This window comes from Campylobacter concisus (assembly GCF_002092845.1).
Taxonomy (GTDB): domain Bacteria; phylum Campylobacterota; class Campylobacteria; order Campylobacterales; family Campylobacteraceae; genus Campylobacter_A; species Campylobacter_A concisus_AQ.
Map to the genome: position 1 here is coordinate 14,648 of NZ_LVXF01000008.1, position 15,060 is coordinate 29,707.

16 protein-coding genes are annotated in these 15,060 nt (G+C 37.2%); 7 read left to right on the forward strand and 9 right to left on the reverse strand.

Translation table 11 applies throughout. The annotated features are described in order from the left end of the window. Positions 1–56 precede the first annotated feature (56 nt). From trpD to A3854_RS02930, 7 genes are all read left to right on the forward strand, one after another. Entirely contained in the window at positions 57–1,661 is a 1,605-nt protein-coding gene (trpD, locus tag A3854_RS02900; protein ID WP_084041237.1) for an anthranilate phosphoribosyltransferase, read from the forward strand. Next, positions 1,661–2,272 (forward strand): phosphoribosylanthranilate isomerase, encoded by a 612-nt coding sequence (locus tag A3854_RS02905; RefSeq protein ID WP_084041238.1) that lies wholly within the window; start codon positions 1,661–1,663, stop codon positions 2,270–2,272. The genes trpD and A3854_RS02905 overlap by 1 nt, the downstream gene beginning before the upstream one ends. Further along, positions 2,265–3,446, forward strand: coding sequence for a tryptophan synthase subunit beta (gene trpB, locus A3854_RS02910; RefSeq protein ID WP_084041239.1), 1,182 nt, complete (start codon positions 2,265–2,267; stop codon positions 3,444–3,446). Before A3854_RS02905 ends, trpB begins: the two co-directional genes overlap by 8 nt. Further along, positions 3,439–4,188 carry a tryptophan synthase subunit alpha gene (trpA, locus tag A3854_RS02915; RefSeq protein ID WP_084041240.1) on the forward strand — a complete coding sequence of 250 codons (750 nt, stop codon included), beginning with the start codon at positions 3,439–3,441 and terminating at the stop codon, positions 4,186–4,188. The genes trpB and trpA overlap by 8 nt, the downstream gene beginning before the upstream one ends. Positions 4,189–4,266: 78 nt before the next feature. Next, positions 4,267–4,686, forward strand: coding sequence for a chemotaxis protein CheX (locus A3854_RS02920; RefSeq protein WP_084041241.1), 420 nt, complete (start codon positions 4,267–4,269; stop codon positions 4,684–4,686). Beyond that, complete coding sequence (fliN, locus tag A3854_RS02925; RefSeq protein WP_021091807.1) at positions 4,683–5,000, forward strand: flagellar motor switch protein FliN; 318 nt, start codon at positions 4,683–4,685, stop codon at positions 4,998–5,000. The genes A3854_RS02920 and fliN overlap by 4 nt, the downstream gene beginning before the upstream one ends. Then, positions 4,997–5,875 carry an excinuclease ABC subunit A gene (locus A3854_RS02930; RefSeq protein WP_084041242.1) on the forward strand — a complete coding sequence of 293 codons (879 nt, stop codon included), beginning with the start codon at positions 4,997–4,999 and terminating at the stop codon, positions 5,873–5,875. Before fliN ends, A3854_RS02930 begins: the two co-directional genes overlap by 4 nt. A 102-nt stretch (positions 5,876–5,977) precedes the next feature. Here A3854_RS02930 and A3854_RS02935 read toward each other — a convergent pair whose 3' ends face one another. From A3854_RS02935 to A3854_RS02975, 9 genes are all read right to left on the reverse strand, one after another. Next, positions 5,978–7,426 (reverse strand): Ppx/GppA phosphatase family protein, encoded by a 1,449-nt coding sequence (locus A3854_RS02935; RefSeq protein ID WP_084041243.1) that lies wholly within the window; start codon positions 7,424–7,426, stop codon positions 5,978–5,980. Between the two features lie 2 nt (positions 7,427–7,428). After that, positions 7,429–8,646, reverse strand: a complete 1,218-nt coding sequence (locus tag A3854_RS02940; RefSeq protein WP_180378636.1) for a sensor histidine kinase — start codon at positions 8,644–8,646, stop codon at positions 7,429–7,431. Positions 8,647–8,684: 38 nt separating this feature from the next. Further along, a complete protein-coding gene (hsrA, locus tag A3854_RS02945) occupies positions 8,685–9,356 on the reverse strand; it encodes a homeostatic response regulator transcription factor HsrA (protein WP_021091657.1) in 672 nt (223 codons plus the stop codon). Positions 9,357–9,432: 76 nt separating this feature from the next. Beyond that, the gene (locus A3854_RS02950; RefSeq protein ID WP_084041244.1) at positions 9,433–9,759 is read right to left on the reverse strand and encodes a dihydroneopterin aldolase; all 327 of its coding nucleotides are present in this window, start codon (positions 9,757–9,759) and stop codon (positions 9,433–9,435) included. Beyond that, positions 9,756–10,367, reverse strand: coding sequence for a glycerol-3-phosphate 1-O-acyltransferase PlsY (gene plsY, locus A3854_RS02955; RefSeq protein WP_084041245.1), 612 nt, complete (start codon positions 10,365–10,367; stop codon positions 9,756–9,758). The genes A3854_RS02950 and plsY overlap by 4 nt, the downstream gene beginning before the upstream one ends. 58 nt (positions 10,368–10,425) lie before the next feature. Continuing rightward, complete coding sequence (locus tag A3854_RS02960) at positions 10,426–12,714, reverse strand: helicase HerA domain-containing protein (protein WP_084041246.1); 2,289 nt, start codon at positions 12,712–12,714, stop codon at positions 10,426–10,428. Positions 12,715–12,722: 8 nt separating this feature from the next. After that, positions 12,723–13,805: a PilZ domain-containing protein gene (locus A3854_RS02965; protein ID WP_084041247.1), complete on the reverse strand. Its 1,083-nt coding sequence runs from the start codon at positions 13,803–13,805 to the stop codon at positions 12,723–12,725. 123 nt (positions 13,806–13,928) lie between these two features. Further along, positions 13,929–14,528 carry a peroxiredoxin gene (locus tag A3854_RS02970; RefSeq protein ID WP_021091673.1) on the reverse strand — a complete coding sequence of 200 codons (600 nt, stop codon included), beginning with the start codon at positions 14,526–14,528 and terminating at the stop codon, positions 13,929–13,931. Between the two features lie 238 nt (positions 14,529–14,766). Next, on the reverse strand, positions 14,767–15,060 hold a 294-nt coding region (locus A3854_RS02975), incomplete at its 5' end, for a 3-oxoacyl-[acyl-carrier-protein] synthase III C-terminal domain-containing protein (protein ID WP_307781502.1).

Genomic DNA, 15,060 nt, shown 5'->3' on the forward strand with positions numbered 1-15,060 from the left:
TAAATTTATAGAAATTTAGCCAAGGCTCAACCGCTGCTAAATTTAAAGGATATAGGTTGATTTTACTCATAGATAATTACGATAGTTTTGTTTTTAATGTCGAGCAATATGTAAAAGAGCTTACAGATGAAGAGGTTAGATGCGTTAGAAATGACAAGATCACGCTTGATGAGATCAAAAAACTAAACCCAAGCAAGATCATTTTAAGCCCAGGGCCAAAGCACCCAAAAGATAGCGGAGTTTGTTTAGAAATTCTAAAAGCCGACCTTGGCGTGCCGGTGCTTGGAATTTGCCTTGGACACCAAGCTATAGGGCTTAGTTTTGGCGCAAAGATAAAAAGACTAGATGACCCACTACACGGCAAAACCTCATTTATCGACGTGAAAAACAAAGAGCCGCTCTTTACAGGGCTACCTGATAGATTTGAAGTGATGCGTTACCATTCGCTCTATGTCGATGAGCTCCCAGCTAGCTTAAGCGCTGATGCGGTGAGTGATGATGGCGTAGTAATGGCGCTAAGCGTAAAAGATAAGCCGATCTTTGGCATCCAGTTTCACCCTGAGAGCTACTTTACGCAATATGGCAAAAAGATAGTTGAAAATTTTGTAAATTACAAAGCAAAAGATGAGGTTAAAGAGCCAAAAATTTGTTCACTTAAGCCATATCTTATCAAGCTTCAAGAGAGCATACCGCTTGATGATAGTGACTTTGAGCAAATTTGCGAGATAATAGCTAGTAAAGAGTACGAGATCGTTCAGCTTTCAGCCCTTTTGGTGCTCATTAGCGAAAAGAGCCTCTATCCAAAAAGTCTCGCTGCACTTGCAAAAAATATCCTAAAATACTCGCAAACCTACCGCGATGACACGCCTATGATCGATCTTTGTGGCACTGGAGGCGATGGTTTTAAGACGATAAATATCTCAACAACTGTGGCATTTATCCTTGCAAGCCTTGGTGTAAAGGTCGCAAAACACGGCAATAAGGCGGTTTCAAGCAAGTCTGGCAGCTCTGATGTGCTTGAAATTTTAGGTGTCAAAAGTGAAAAATCACTGGCAAAACAGCGTGAAAATTTAGCTAGTAAAAATTTAGCCTTTTTTCACGCGCCATTTTTCCATCCGCTAGTGGGTGAGGTCAGAGAAGTGCGCCAAAGACTTGGCATAAGGACCGTATTTAACGTGCTTGGACCGCTTTTAAATCCAAATTTAAACCTTACAAATCAGCTAGTCGGCGTCTATCATAAGCCTGTTTTAAAGCTCTACGCCCAGACGCTTAAGATCCTTGGCAGAAAGCACGCTCTAGTCGTCCGCGGCGATGACGGACTAGACGAGATCACGCTTTGTAGTGAAACGAGCGTTGTAGAGCTAAAAAATGGCGAAATTTTTGAATACAGCATCACGCCAGAGCAGTTTGGCTTTAAAAGAGCGCTTCACAGCGACATCGAGGGCGGCACACCTGAAGAGAACGCCAAAACCTTGATCCGCACGCTAAAAGGCGAGGAGCAGGGGGCGAAATTTGACATCGTTGTCTTTAACGCGATGTTTGCGCTTTATGCAGCTGATGGCGCAAAGAGCCCAGACGAGGCCAAAAAAATGGTGCTAGAGGCGATAAATTCTGGCAAGGCGTATAAATTTTATGAAGAGTTTATAAAGGCACAAGTGTAATGGCGCTAGTTAAAATTTGTGGTATCAAAACGCTAGATGAGGCGAGTGCGGTTTGTGCTTTGGATGTTGATTTTATTGGGTTAATATTTGCTAAAAGTAAAAGAAGGGTTGAGCTAAATTTAGCTAGGCAGATAGCAAAATTTGCTCACAGCAAGGGCAAAAAAGTAGTTGGCGTTTTTGCTGATCAAAGTGATTGCGAGATAATGGAAATTTGCCAGTTTGCTGGTCTTGACGTGGCTCAGGTGCATGGAGTGGTGAGTGAAAATTTAGGTGCAAATTTAAAAGATATGGGGCTTGAGACTTGGCAGGTTTTTAGTGTGAAAGATAGCTTGCCAGAGGTTGATTTTAAGCATTTTGACATGGCGCTTTTTGACTGCAAGGGCGAAAATGCTGGCGGAAATGGCACCAGCTTTGAGTGGGAAATTTTAAAAGAGGTTAAGTTTAAATTTGGCATGGCTGGGGGCATAGGCGAACACAACATAAAAGAGGGGCTGAAATTTAAGCCATATCTAGTCGATATCAACTCCAAAGTCGAGGACGAAAACGGCATAAAAGATGCGCAAAAGATAGAGAGAATTTTAAAGATCATAGGTGAGGTAGAAGATGAATAGTAAGGCGTATTTTGGAAAATTTGGCGGGCAGTTTGTGCCTGAGACGGTGATGTTTGCCCTTGATGAGCTAGAAAATGCTTATGAGAGCATCGCAAAGACAAAAGAGTTTAAAGACGAGCTTGATGATCTTTTGAAAAACTACGTTGGCAGACCTAGTCCGCTCTTTTTTGCAAAGCGCCTAAGCGAGTACTACGGTCATGAAATTTACCTAAAAAGAGAGGATCTAAACCACACGGGCGCGCATAAGATAAATAACGCTCTTGCTCAAGCGCTGCTTGCTAAAAGAATGGGTAAAAAGAAAATTTTAGCTGAGACTGGAGCTGGACAGCATGGCGTGGCAACAGCGACTGCAGCGGCACTTTTGGGCTTAGAGTGTGACGTATATATGGGCGCTACGGACGTGGCCAGACAGCAGCTAAATGCCTTTCGCATGCAGCTTCTTGGCGCAAAGGTGGTGAGCGTAGAAGACGGCTTAAAAACGCTAAAAGAGGCGACTACGGCAGCCATACAAGCGTGGGTAAATGAGATAGAGAGCGCATTTTACGTCATCGGCTCAGCCGTTGGTCCACATCCATACCCAAAGATCGTGCGCGACTTTCAAAGCATCATCGGTACAGAGGCCAAAGCCCAGCTTACAGACTACGGTAAAAAGGCCGACTACGTCATCGCCTGCGTTGGCGGCGGCAGTAATGCTATTGGCATTTTTAGCGCATTTTTGGACGATGAGAGCGTAAATTTAGTAGGTATAGAAGCTGGCGGCCTTGGCATAGAGACGCCTTATCACGCAGCTACACTTAGCAAAGGCAAAACCGGCATCATCCACGGCATGAAAACGACGGTCTTGCAAGATGAGTACGGCATGATATCGCCAGTGCATAGTATCTCAGCAGGCTTAGACTACCCAGGCATCGGTCCAGAGCACGCCCATCTAAACGACATCAAAAGGGTAAAATACGAAGCCGTGACCGATGATGAGTGTATAAATGCTTTGTATTTTCTAAGCAAGATGGAGGGCATCATCCCAGCCATCGAGAGCGCGCATGCGCTGGCGTATCTGGAGAAGCTTTGCCCAAAACTTGATAAAAAAAGCGTCATCGTCGTAAACGTCTCAGGCAGGGGCGATAAAGACATAAACACAGTTATCGGCTACGAAAAAGGAAAAATTTATGGATAAGATCAAAAGCGCATTTAACGGCAAAAAGGCAAACATCGGCTACATCGTGGCTGGATATCCAAGCCTAGAAAAAACGAATGAATTTTTAGAAAATTTAGATGAGAGCACGCTTGATCTAGTCGAGATCGGCATCCCTTACTCTGACCCGCTGGCTGACGGCAAGCTCATCGCTCAAGCTAGCTTTGAGACAGCTCAAAGTGGCGTAAATACCGACGTTGTCTTTGATATGCTTGAGAGTTGCAAGGCAAAAGTGACAAAGCCACTTGTATTTCTGGTCTATTACAACATCATCTTTGCTTACGGCGTTGATAAATTTCTAAAAAGATCAGTTGAGGCTGGAGTTAGCGGCTTTATCGTGCCGGATCTGCCTTGCGAGGAGTGCGAGGAATTTGCTCTAAAGTGCAAGGATCTAAATTTAAGCCTGATACCACTTATCAGCGTCACATCTGGTAGTAGAGCGGATGGAATTTTAAAATTTGGCTCAGGATTTATTTACGCTCTTGGTGCGATAGGCGTTAGTGGCTCAAAAAGGGCTGATGAAGATAGGATAAAAAATTTGGTCCTAGAGCTTAAGAAAAAGAGTAATTTGCCGGTGGCTGTTGGCTTTGGTATCAAAAACAAAGATGATGTTAATGAAGTAAAAAAATATGCTGACGGAGCGATAATAGGTACGCAAATAGTTAAGCTTTGTGCCGAATTTAGCGGTGAAAAGCTAGTAAAAGAGATAGATAAACTCTTTTAAAATGCTTAATAAATTTATAGCTAATTTAGTAAAGCCAAAGTATAATTGAAAATGCATTTCAAGTCTTAAGGAAGAGATATGAGAAAAGTTATAGATGAAGCTACAAGCTATCTTTGCAAGGATACTTTAGGGCTGGATTTAGAGTTTGGCAAGAGTCTAGGTAAAGGATTTTACGGAGCTAGCATACCAGTCTATAAGGGCAAAAGCGAGTATCATTTTTACCTATTTTTTAAAAAAGATACTTTGAAAATTTTCATGAATGCCTTTTTTGGTCACGAAGATGTTGATGGTGGTGATCTAGACGATCTTTGTAAAGAGATAGCAAATCAGATCATTGGCAAAGCTAAAAATTTACTAAATGAAAAAGAGCCAAATGCTTATAAGCTTGGAACGCCTGAATTTTTAGGCGAAGTTGAAAATTTTGGTATCAAACTAAAAGAGAAATTTGTATATAAAATAAAAAATAGAACATTTCAAATAGGCTACGACATACAATGAACGACGAGAGTGCGATAGAGACGCTAGAGCAGCTAGGGCTTTTTAAGAGCTATGATGAGCTTATGGATATAAGCGTTGATTTTATAGCTGAGCTAGGAACTACCACAGTTAGCATAAATGAGCTTTTGAAATTTGAAGCTGGCTCGGTTATAGACCTCGAAAAGCCAGCTGGTGAGAGTGTGGAGCTATATATAAATAATAGAATTTTTGGAAAAGGCGAAGTAATGGTTTATGAGAAGAATTTAGCCATCAGGATAAATGAAATTTTGGATTCAAAGTCAGTTATTCAGTACTTCAAAAAAGAACTTTTATGAAATTTATACTATTTTTCTTACTTTTTGTAACTCAAATTTTAGCTTCAAACCTATTAACTTACAATATCTATGAACGTGCTGATAGAGTCGATATTATGCTTAGCTTTGATGCACCTTATGAAGGAAATATCTTTCAAAAGCGCGAAAAAGACACAACATCTTTGATATTAAATTCACTAAATTACGATCAAAGTGCCAGCAAAGATATAAACTCAAAGATTATTCAAGAGCTTGAGATAGAGCCAAAGCAAAACTCACTTGTCTTAAATTTGCGCTCAAACGACGCTATTATCGTAAATGCATCAAAGACGACTGATAGTTTTGGGCTTCGTATTCGTGTAACTCTAAAAAATGCAAAACCTCAAATACAAAATATGCCTCAAGCTAGTGCAAAAATAGAGAGCCCTAGCACTCCAAAGATAGATGAAGAGCCTATGCTGAATATAGACTCAAGATATTTTATAGTTTTAAGTGTGCTTATTGCGCTTCTTGTATTTTTATATGTATTTAAAAGATATATTACTTCAAAGAGTAATGATTTTGGCGGATTTAAAGCACCTAGAAATCAGTCTCAAAATGATACGAAATCAATGAACTGGCTACTTAAAAATCAAAATAGTAACGTCAATATAATATATGAAAAATATCTTGATCGCACGAATAAGCTAATGCTATTAAGCTATGAAAATAGGCGTTATTTGGTGATAGTTGGTAGCTCAAATGTAATGCTTGATAGCTTTGGTGAAGACAAGATACAAAATGAGCAGGATTTTGCTATATTTTTTGAAGAAAACAAGAAAAAACTAAGCTCATTTTTAGAAGAGCGAAAAAATAGTTTAAGTAACTATAAAGATAAGATGAGCGGAGAATTTTAGTAGTTTTAGCTAAAATTCTCATCCAATAATTAGGTCTTATTCTGAGTAAATTTTTAACCTTGTATGCTTAAAATTTTTATACGTTAAAGCTAGTTTCAAAATTTATACAAACGAAATAGCAAAAATTTCAGGTTTTGTGATCTTTTTTATCTCTTCTTTTGCCATAGCAAATTCTTTTGCACCTTCTATTTTTAGCGTATGCCCACTAAATTCGAAGTTTAAATTTAGCCTTTCACAGGTTAGATCAAGTGCCTTTGCTAGTGAGAGTATAAAACTCAGCCATCTTATACACTCGGCTTTTGGAAGTAAATTTTTATATCGCTCAAATTCATATATATTTTTCTTTCCGTTTGTACCAATTACTACTGCAATCAATGCTTTTTGTTCATGCGAAAAGCCATAATTTAAGGCATTTAGGACTATATAGGCTGAGTTTTTATGATCGCCATAAAAGCCAATCTCTTGACCGACATTGTGAAGTTTTGCAGCAACTAAAAGCACTTCAAGATAGTTATCGCTTAGACCGTGAAGTTTTTTTAATACCATAAATATATCTTTTGCATATCTTGTGACTGATTTATTGCATGATAATATAAAACGATCTTGCAAACTTTTGATACTTGGATTAAAATTTTGCGGAAATTTAAGGCTAGGGCGTAAAAAATCTTTTAAGAACACTCCCTCTCTTACGCCAACCCCACTTGTTATAATATTTTTGGCATTTAGAGCTTTGGCGAGGGCCAAAAAGATATGTGCACCCTCTCTAATGGTGTCGTATCTGTCTTTTTTTATAGGAAATTTATTTAGCTCAAGCACGCTAACATTTGCAATGCTCTCGATGTAGGCTTGCTCATCGCTAAGCTTGTAGCAAAAGCCATGCAGTGATGAGAGTGGATATAAATTTTTGCTCATTATGGCAGATGATATCGCTCTAAGAGAGCCACCAATAGCGATTATATTTTGGCATTTAAATCGCTCATCTATCTGTTTTGTAACTTGCTCTAGAAATTTTGGTAATTTATTTAAGTTTTTTTTATCAAAAAAAAGCTCTTTTAACCTAACTGTGCCAATGTCAAGTGAGAGTGTATCTATTATTTTGCCTTTGCTTATTCTGGCAAGTTCAGTTGATCCACCACCGATATCGATAGTGACACATTCATCGATGTTATGGAGTAAATTTTTGGCTGCGATCGCACCAAAAGTAGCCTCTTCTTTGCCGTCTATGACTTTCAAATTTATGCCAAGTTTTTTTCTTAAAAGAGAGATTAAAACATTTGCGTTTGGGGCGTCCCTAAGCGCTGAAGTACCAACACATAAGACTTTATTGCATTTGTAGCTTTTTATGATATTTGAAAATTCGCTAAAAGCCTTTAGCGCTTTTTTCATTGAGCTTTCGGATATTTCATTGTTTGAACCATATCCGCCTTCGCCTAGACGCACTTTTGTTTTATATTCAGCTAGTATAAAAAACGCTAAGCGTGACGTCCTCTCAAATATCGCCATTCGCATAGAATTTGAGCCAAGGTCGATTACTGCGGTTCTTTTTGCCATTTTTATCCTTTTATATTTAAAACTAGGCTTGCGACTGCACCGCTTCTATCGTTTCTATTTTTAATATCTACTTCGCCACCAAGAGCCTGCGCTGCACCTTTAGCTAGAAACAACCCAAGCCCAGCACCACCTTTGTCGCCGTATCTTTTAAATGGAGCAAATAAATCTTTACTCTCATCTATGCCTATCCCTTCATCTATTACTTCGACGATAAATTTATTTTTTATGAGCTTAGAGCTAATCGTAATAGTGCTATTTTTTGGTGAAAATTTAATGGCATTTTGAACAAAATTTTGCACAATGTGGGTTAGTAAGCTAGTTTGTATTTTTAGATTTAAAATTTCTGGTTTTAGGTCTAGTTTTATATTTTTTTCATCATTTTTCGCAAGTATCTCATAGTTTTTTGCAAGTTTTTTTAAAAATCCTATGACATCGGTATTTACTGGCTCTTCAAACTGAGCTCCCTCTTGGCGGCCGATCTCAAGTATAGAACTTATCATCGCATTCATGCCGTTTATAGCTTCATTGTTTGATTTTAGAGCCTCGATATATTTTTCGCTCTCGCGTGGCTTTAAAAGCGTAACTTCATTTTTTGTTTTCATTACGGCCAGCGGTGTTTTTAGCTCATGTGCCACGCCTACAAAAAGTTCTTTTTGGTATAAGACAAATGTTTGGATTCGAGAGATTAGCCTATTTATGCTTTGTCCAAGTGGTAAAAACTCATCTGGTAGACTTTTTATATCGATCTCATGAAGAAATTTCTCGTCTAAATTTGTAAGTTTGTGACTCAAAATTTTTATAGGTATTAAAAGCATTCTTGATAAAAATAGTGCATAAAAAAGTACTAAAAGTATCGCTGATACATTTACGATTATAATATCTATAAAAATTTCTTCTACTATATGAGCTTGAAGTGTAGTATCTTTTTCTAGGCTTAAATAACTACTTTCATCGAGTTTTGTTATTAAAATAGTCTTACTTTGATCCTTTGATTTTTGTGTTACGATATATGTTTCTCTATCTTGTGGCTCGTCTGTTTTTATCGTTGCTAGGGTTTTGTTTGGATTTTCTATCGTAAATGTTTTTGAATTTAAAGGATTAAAATTCTGAGGATTTTTTTTATAAGCTTCAGCTTGATAGTTTAGCTCATTAACTACACTTTGAAAAACGGTAACCCTTATATAGTGATAAAGCATTACCGAAATAACTACAATTAGCATCATAGCACCAGATGCTAATTGTAGTATAAATCTATTCCTTAGGCTTTTTTTGGAAAACAAAATCTATATCCGCGTCTTCTAACAGTTTCAATTGTTGAAATATTTAGTGGTTTATCCATTTTTTGGCGGATTTGGTTGATAGCGACTTCAATAACGTTTGGAGTTACAAGCTCTGGCTCTTCCCAGATAGCATCAAGTAGTTGCTCTTTAGATACGATCTGATCTGAGTGTCTTGCAAGATGAGTTAGGACTTCAAAAGGTTTGCCCTTAAGCTCAATATCACGACCCAAATATGTGATTTTTTCCTCATCTGGATTGATGATAAGCTCATCAATTTTTATAATATTTGTACCACCAAAGCGTAGTCTTGCTTCAAGTCTAGCTACTAAGATATCAAAATCAAATGGCTTTTTGATATAGTCATCAGCACCAGCTCTAAGTGCTTTTATTTCGCTTTCTTTGTCATCTTTTGCAGAAAGAACTACAACTGAAGTGCGTGGAGATTTGTGTTTGATGATATTTATAAGATCTATGCCATCGCCATCTTGGAGCATCCAATCAGTCAAAACTAGATCGTAATTTCTGATGCCTATATAGTACTCAGCATCTTTAAAATTTTCAGAGCTATCAGTTTGATAGCCAAACTCTTGCAAGCCCTCAGCAATCGTCTTATTTAGCGTCACTTCATCTTCAACTATTAAAATACGCATTTTGCTTCCTTAAACTAAAATTTATGGGCGATTGTATCATAAATTAAGCAATATTTCAAGATAGTTTAATAAATTTTTAAAAAATAGTGTTTATTTTTGCTCCAACAACTGCATTTGGTAAAATTTCAGTTTTTAAAATTTCCATTTTAAGGCCAGTGAGTGAGCTAAATTTCTCTTTTAACGCTTTGCTGGTTTCTTCAAGAGACTCTTCAACGCTTTGGAACTGTCTTTCATTATAAAAATTTTTAACAAAGTCAATAATTAAAACATAATCAATAAAACTAGTTGAGCAAATTTCTAGATTCATTTGCACCTCTTGCTTAGCGACTCGCTCAAAATCAAGCATTCCGATGATCGTTTCAAATTTATAATCTTTAATGATCGTCGTCATCTCGCTTTTCATACGACTTTTTTCTCCTTACCGGATATTAAACGAACGATATTTGGTATGTGTTTATAAACCACCAAAAATGCGATGATTAGTATCGGAGCGTGTGTGTAAATTTCATCTAACTCTGGGTGGATTATAAAGCTTGATGTTATGAGAGCTATCAACGCGCAAAGTGAAGCAAGAGAGCTAATTTTTAAAAATTTTCCGATCACAAACCAAACAGCTAAAGCGATAATGATCTCAACTGGTAAGAAAAATGCGATCACTCCAGCTCCAGTTGCAACTCCTTTGCCACCTTGAAAGCCTAAAAATATAGAAAAACAATGTCCAGCTACGCTTAAGACCGCCATAGTCCAAAGCACGCTTTGGCTTGCATCAATAGAAGAGGCGACCATTAGTGGTAAAACGCCTTTTAACACGTCACAAACTATCGTTAAAATGGCTAGTTTCTTGGCTAGTTTTGGATCTTTTTGTTTTAAAACCCTTAAAACATTTGTCGCACCGATGCTCTTGCTACCTTCGTTTTTTATATCAACATGCCCAAAAATTTTTGCAAGAATAAGGCCAGACGGAATGCTTCCAAGTAGATAACTAATGGCATAAAGTATTAAATTTTGCATATTTTACCTTTTAAATTTAACAGAAATGATAGTAAAAAAATACTAATTATTTTATAAATCATCTCCACAAAAGTACGATTTTTTCGTCGTAGATATCGCTTTTCTTTGGTGAAATTTGTATTTCATTTATAGTGATATTTTTTATATCGTTTGCTTCCTTTAGCTCGTCACTTTCTTTTTCAAATTTCTCCTCAAGTTCGCTAATGGCTAAATTTATGTCATTTACACTTTGCTCGCTAAGCTTGACGTCACTTCGCTCTTTTAAGACTCTATTTGCGCTTCTTGCACTCGATGCGATTTTACCCGCATTTTGACGAGATAAAAGCTTGTTGCCAAATATTGCTCCAAGTATGCTAGCGCCTATATTTATGGCAGCATCAAGCCCACTTGTGGTCATCTCTTTTTGCTCTTTATCAAGCTTTGCTAGAGCCTTGTTTAGCTTGTTTTGCAAGCTTTTTCGCTCTTTTTCAAATTTAGCCGTGAGTTTTGCAGTTTGTTCTTCTAAAATTTCATTGCACTTATCTTGAAGCCTGATATAAAACTGCTCCTTTGTTTCATTGTTTTTTGAATAAATTCCCAATGCTTCAAAGGTGTTAAATTTGAAATTTCTATACAGATACTCTTTAAAATCTTTTTGGATATTGTCAAAATTTTTAGCTTTTAAAATAAAATTTGGCACAGCTGCAAAGCTTGCACCGCTTGGCTCATTTTCGTTTGCATCAACATGCATGCCTTCGCTAGCCTCACTCCAGTTTGGCTCATTGTCATTTTCGTTTAGTTCATAAAGATAGCTTACTTCATAAACGCTATCGATGCCTTTTTTGGTGTCATAAATTCTCACATTTGCACTTGCAAATAAATTTGGCGTGAGACTTTTTGAGTTAGAATAAAGTTGCGTGATTTCATTTGAGATTATGGGCTTTATGCTAAATTTCATCTCGCTTTTATCGATCCTTGTATCAGATAAATTTTCTTTTTGCTCTTTCATCAAATTTGAAATTTGCTCACGGCTAAGCGGGCCTTTTAGATAGCTAAGTGCCCAGCGTGTCGAAATAACGCTTAGCCCGTCTTCGTTTATATTTTTAAGTAAGAAATTTCTTTTGGCTAAATTTGATATGAGATTTTCAAGTGAAGCTTTGTCTAAGCTTGAGCCTGCGATGCCGCTTAGCCCGTCTATAACGCGAGCTTTGTCCTGGGCTGTTTGGAGGCGGCCGATAAACCAAGTACCGATGTTGCTAAGGCCTTTATAGTCAAGATCTACTGGGTTTTGCGTGCTTAATACGCAGCCAAGACCAAATGCACGAGCTTGCTTTAAAAGTGTGAGCATAGGCGTTTTTGATGGTGGATTTGCATTTGGTGGGAAAAATCCAAAAATTTCATCCATATAAAGGATCGCTCTAAGCGAGCTAGTGCCCTCAGTACCGCGCATCCACGCGATGATCTCGTTTAGCAAAAGGGTGACAAAAAACATCCTCTCAGCATCATTTAGATGCGAGATTGTAAAGATATTGCACTTTGCTTTGCCGTTTTCGTCAAATAGCATCTTTGAAATTTCAAGTCTAACGCCTTGAGCCCAGCCTTTAAAGCTTGGGCTTGCGATGAGAGCGTTTATCTTCATGGCAAGCTTTAGGCGCTCACTGCTTGGATAGAAGGTATCGACATCAAAAACGCCTATCTTTTTAAAAGGCGGATTTGCGATGAAATTTATAAGCTCTTCAATACTGACGTCTTTTTGCTCTTTAAATTTAGTATCAAATATGGTTGAGATGAGAAGCTGTTCTTTTGAATTCATGTCCTCGGAATTTATACCTACAAGAGATAATACCGAGGCCGCGAGCGAATTTATATAGTTGCTAAAAATTTCTTCGTCATTGATATTTGGGCAGGCAAAGTCGCTAAGTAGCGCCACGCCTATACCAGCTGAGCTTTTTGCTGTGTAGATGTTAAAGCTTGCACTCTCTTTTAGAATTTTTACCCGCTCAAGATCTTGAAAGCTTGACTCTATGCCATTTCTCCAAAGCTCGGCCTGAGCAGCGGCAAATTCCTCTACACTTTGACCTTTGTTGGTTGCTTCTGCTTCATCTATGTATGGTAAAAAATCCTCCGGCCTCATCTGCGGAAAAGTGAGAGCTAAATTTGTGATGTCGCCCTTTGGATCGATGATGATAGAAGGGATATTGTCTATGCAGGCTTCTTCTAAAAGCGTGATACCAAGGCCTGTTTTACCGCTACCTGTCATACCTATGATAGCTGCGTGGGTGGTTAGATCCTTATTTTTATAAAAAAATGGCTCTTTGTCTTTTAATCCGATATAAAAAAGTTTTAAATTTTCTTGTATTGTTTTCACTAACTGCCTTATTCGTATAAATTTATACGTGAGCGAAGCTCGTCAAGCGTCTCTTTTATGCGCTTTTGTGTAAAATCTTTTATTGTTTCATCATCATCAATAAGCTTCATGCAGTATCTTATGTAGCCTTTATATGCTAGCTCTGTAACAAGTCTTAGCTTTAAAGTCACGTTTTTTACTTTATCTGGCGCGATTGAGATATCAAAGGTCGCTTCTAGCTCTTCTCCATCTTGAAAATTTGTAGTTTGCGGGCTTAATACACTTATGCCGCCTTCAGAAACATCATAAAGGCTACCTTCGATCTTGTCTTGCTTGCCTTTGATAATAGCTTTGGTAAAACGATTTGGCAAGATACGTTGGAATTTTCTTTTATATGCGTACATCGTCGTATTTCGTAAGAAGTTTGAAAGAGTGACGCCTTTATTAACTATATTGTAATTAACAATATCAGCACATAATGGCTTTGAGAAAAAGCTATTTGGCAAAATAAAACCTTTGCCGTCTTGCTTCATGGCTAAAATTTGCATCATATCCACGCGAAAAACGACACTATCTTCTTTAACTTCTAAAATTTCAGCCTCATATTTTATATTTAGTCCATCATATAAATTTAAAAGCTCTGGCCTTACCTTGGCTTTTTTCATGCGAGTGAAAGTATTGATCGGATCTTCATAAAAAAATGTTCCGGTTTCAATCATGTCTTTTACATTTGTTTCTTGCTGGTCTTTGGCACCACATAAAATTTCTTTGATTCTTGAAACGGCATTTACGAAATAACCTACGAAGGTACTGTTGTCGCAAGAGTGGCTAAAATTTAAGGTCAAATTTAAAAGTAGAAAATTGATTAATTCATCTCTTGCATTTGATTTTGGTATTAGATTATTCAAATCATCTTGTAGCTGCGTAGCATTTGGCTTTTGAATAAGTAGTGTATCAAAGATGTTTTCAAGACAAATTTTTACCTGATCGTACGGCACGATAAATGTTAGCTGTCTACAAAATTTGATACCGTCATCGATAAATTTATCTCTTAATTTAAGTATGCTATCTTCGCAATTTATTACAAGCTCTTGCCTGCCTTTAAAATCCATGTAGTCTCCGGAATGTTATTGATTAAAGCCAAGGCTATGATATAAAAAGTTATATTAAAAAAGTATTTAAATTTATTTGGAGGAGAAATTTCTAGGTAAAGGATACCTAGAAATTTCTGTTGATTATAGTTTGCCTTCGTTGTGTGAAAGGTAGTCAGCAACACCTTCAGTGCTTGGTTTCATGCCAGCATCACCTTTGTTCCAGCCAGCTGGACAAACTTCGCCGTGCTCATTTGTAAATAGCATAGTATCTACCATTCTTATCATCTCATCGATGTTTCTACCAAGTGGAAGATCATTGATAACTGCATGGCGAACAGTGCCATCTTTGTCTAGTAAGAATGAGCCACGAAGTGCCACACCAGCATCTTCTAGAAGTACGTCAAATCCGCGAGCGATTGATTTTGTCATATCAGCTACGATAGGGAAGCGAACTTTACCAATACCGCCTTTGTTTACTGGAGTCTCTTTCCATGCGAAGTGAGAGAATTGGTTGTCGCATGAAACTGCGATAACTTCGATACCACGTGACTTGAACTCGTCATATCTTTTATCAAATGCGATGATTTCGCTTGGGCAAACAAAAGTAAAATCCATTGGATAGAAAAATACAACCGCGCCTTTCTCGCCAATATTTTTATAAAGATTAAAATCATTTACAATTTGATTGTTTCCTAAAACTGCTGCAGCTGTAAAATCAGGTGCTTTTTTTGTTACTAACATTTGTTCTCCTTAATAATAAATTTTATTGATTGCAAAATTATATCTATTCAAAATTAAATTTAGTTTAAACATATTTTAGAAATTTTTTTGTAGTAAATTTAGCGTTATTGATAAGAGTAGAAAATGGATTTTTTGTTAAAAGTGTTAAAAATTTGAATTTTAAAAATTTTATTGATGAGAATACTTGAAAGAAATTAGTAAAAGCGTTACTAAAAATTTAGAAAATTACTTGCTGTAATTATTGTAAGTCGCTAAAATTTTTTCCACCAAATTTTAGAATCGCTGATCCCCATGTGAAACCGCCACCAAATGCGTCAAGAAGCAAAACTGAACCATTTTTGATGCGACCGTCTTCGTAGGCATCATTTATAGCCATCGGAATTGAAGCAGAGCTTGTATTGCCATATTTAGCAACAGTCAAGACACATTGCTCATCTTTAAAATTTAATCTATTTTTTACTGCATCTATTATTCTTATATTCGCTTGATGAGGTATAAAAAAATCAATATCTTCGCTTTGCATTTTGTTTGC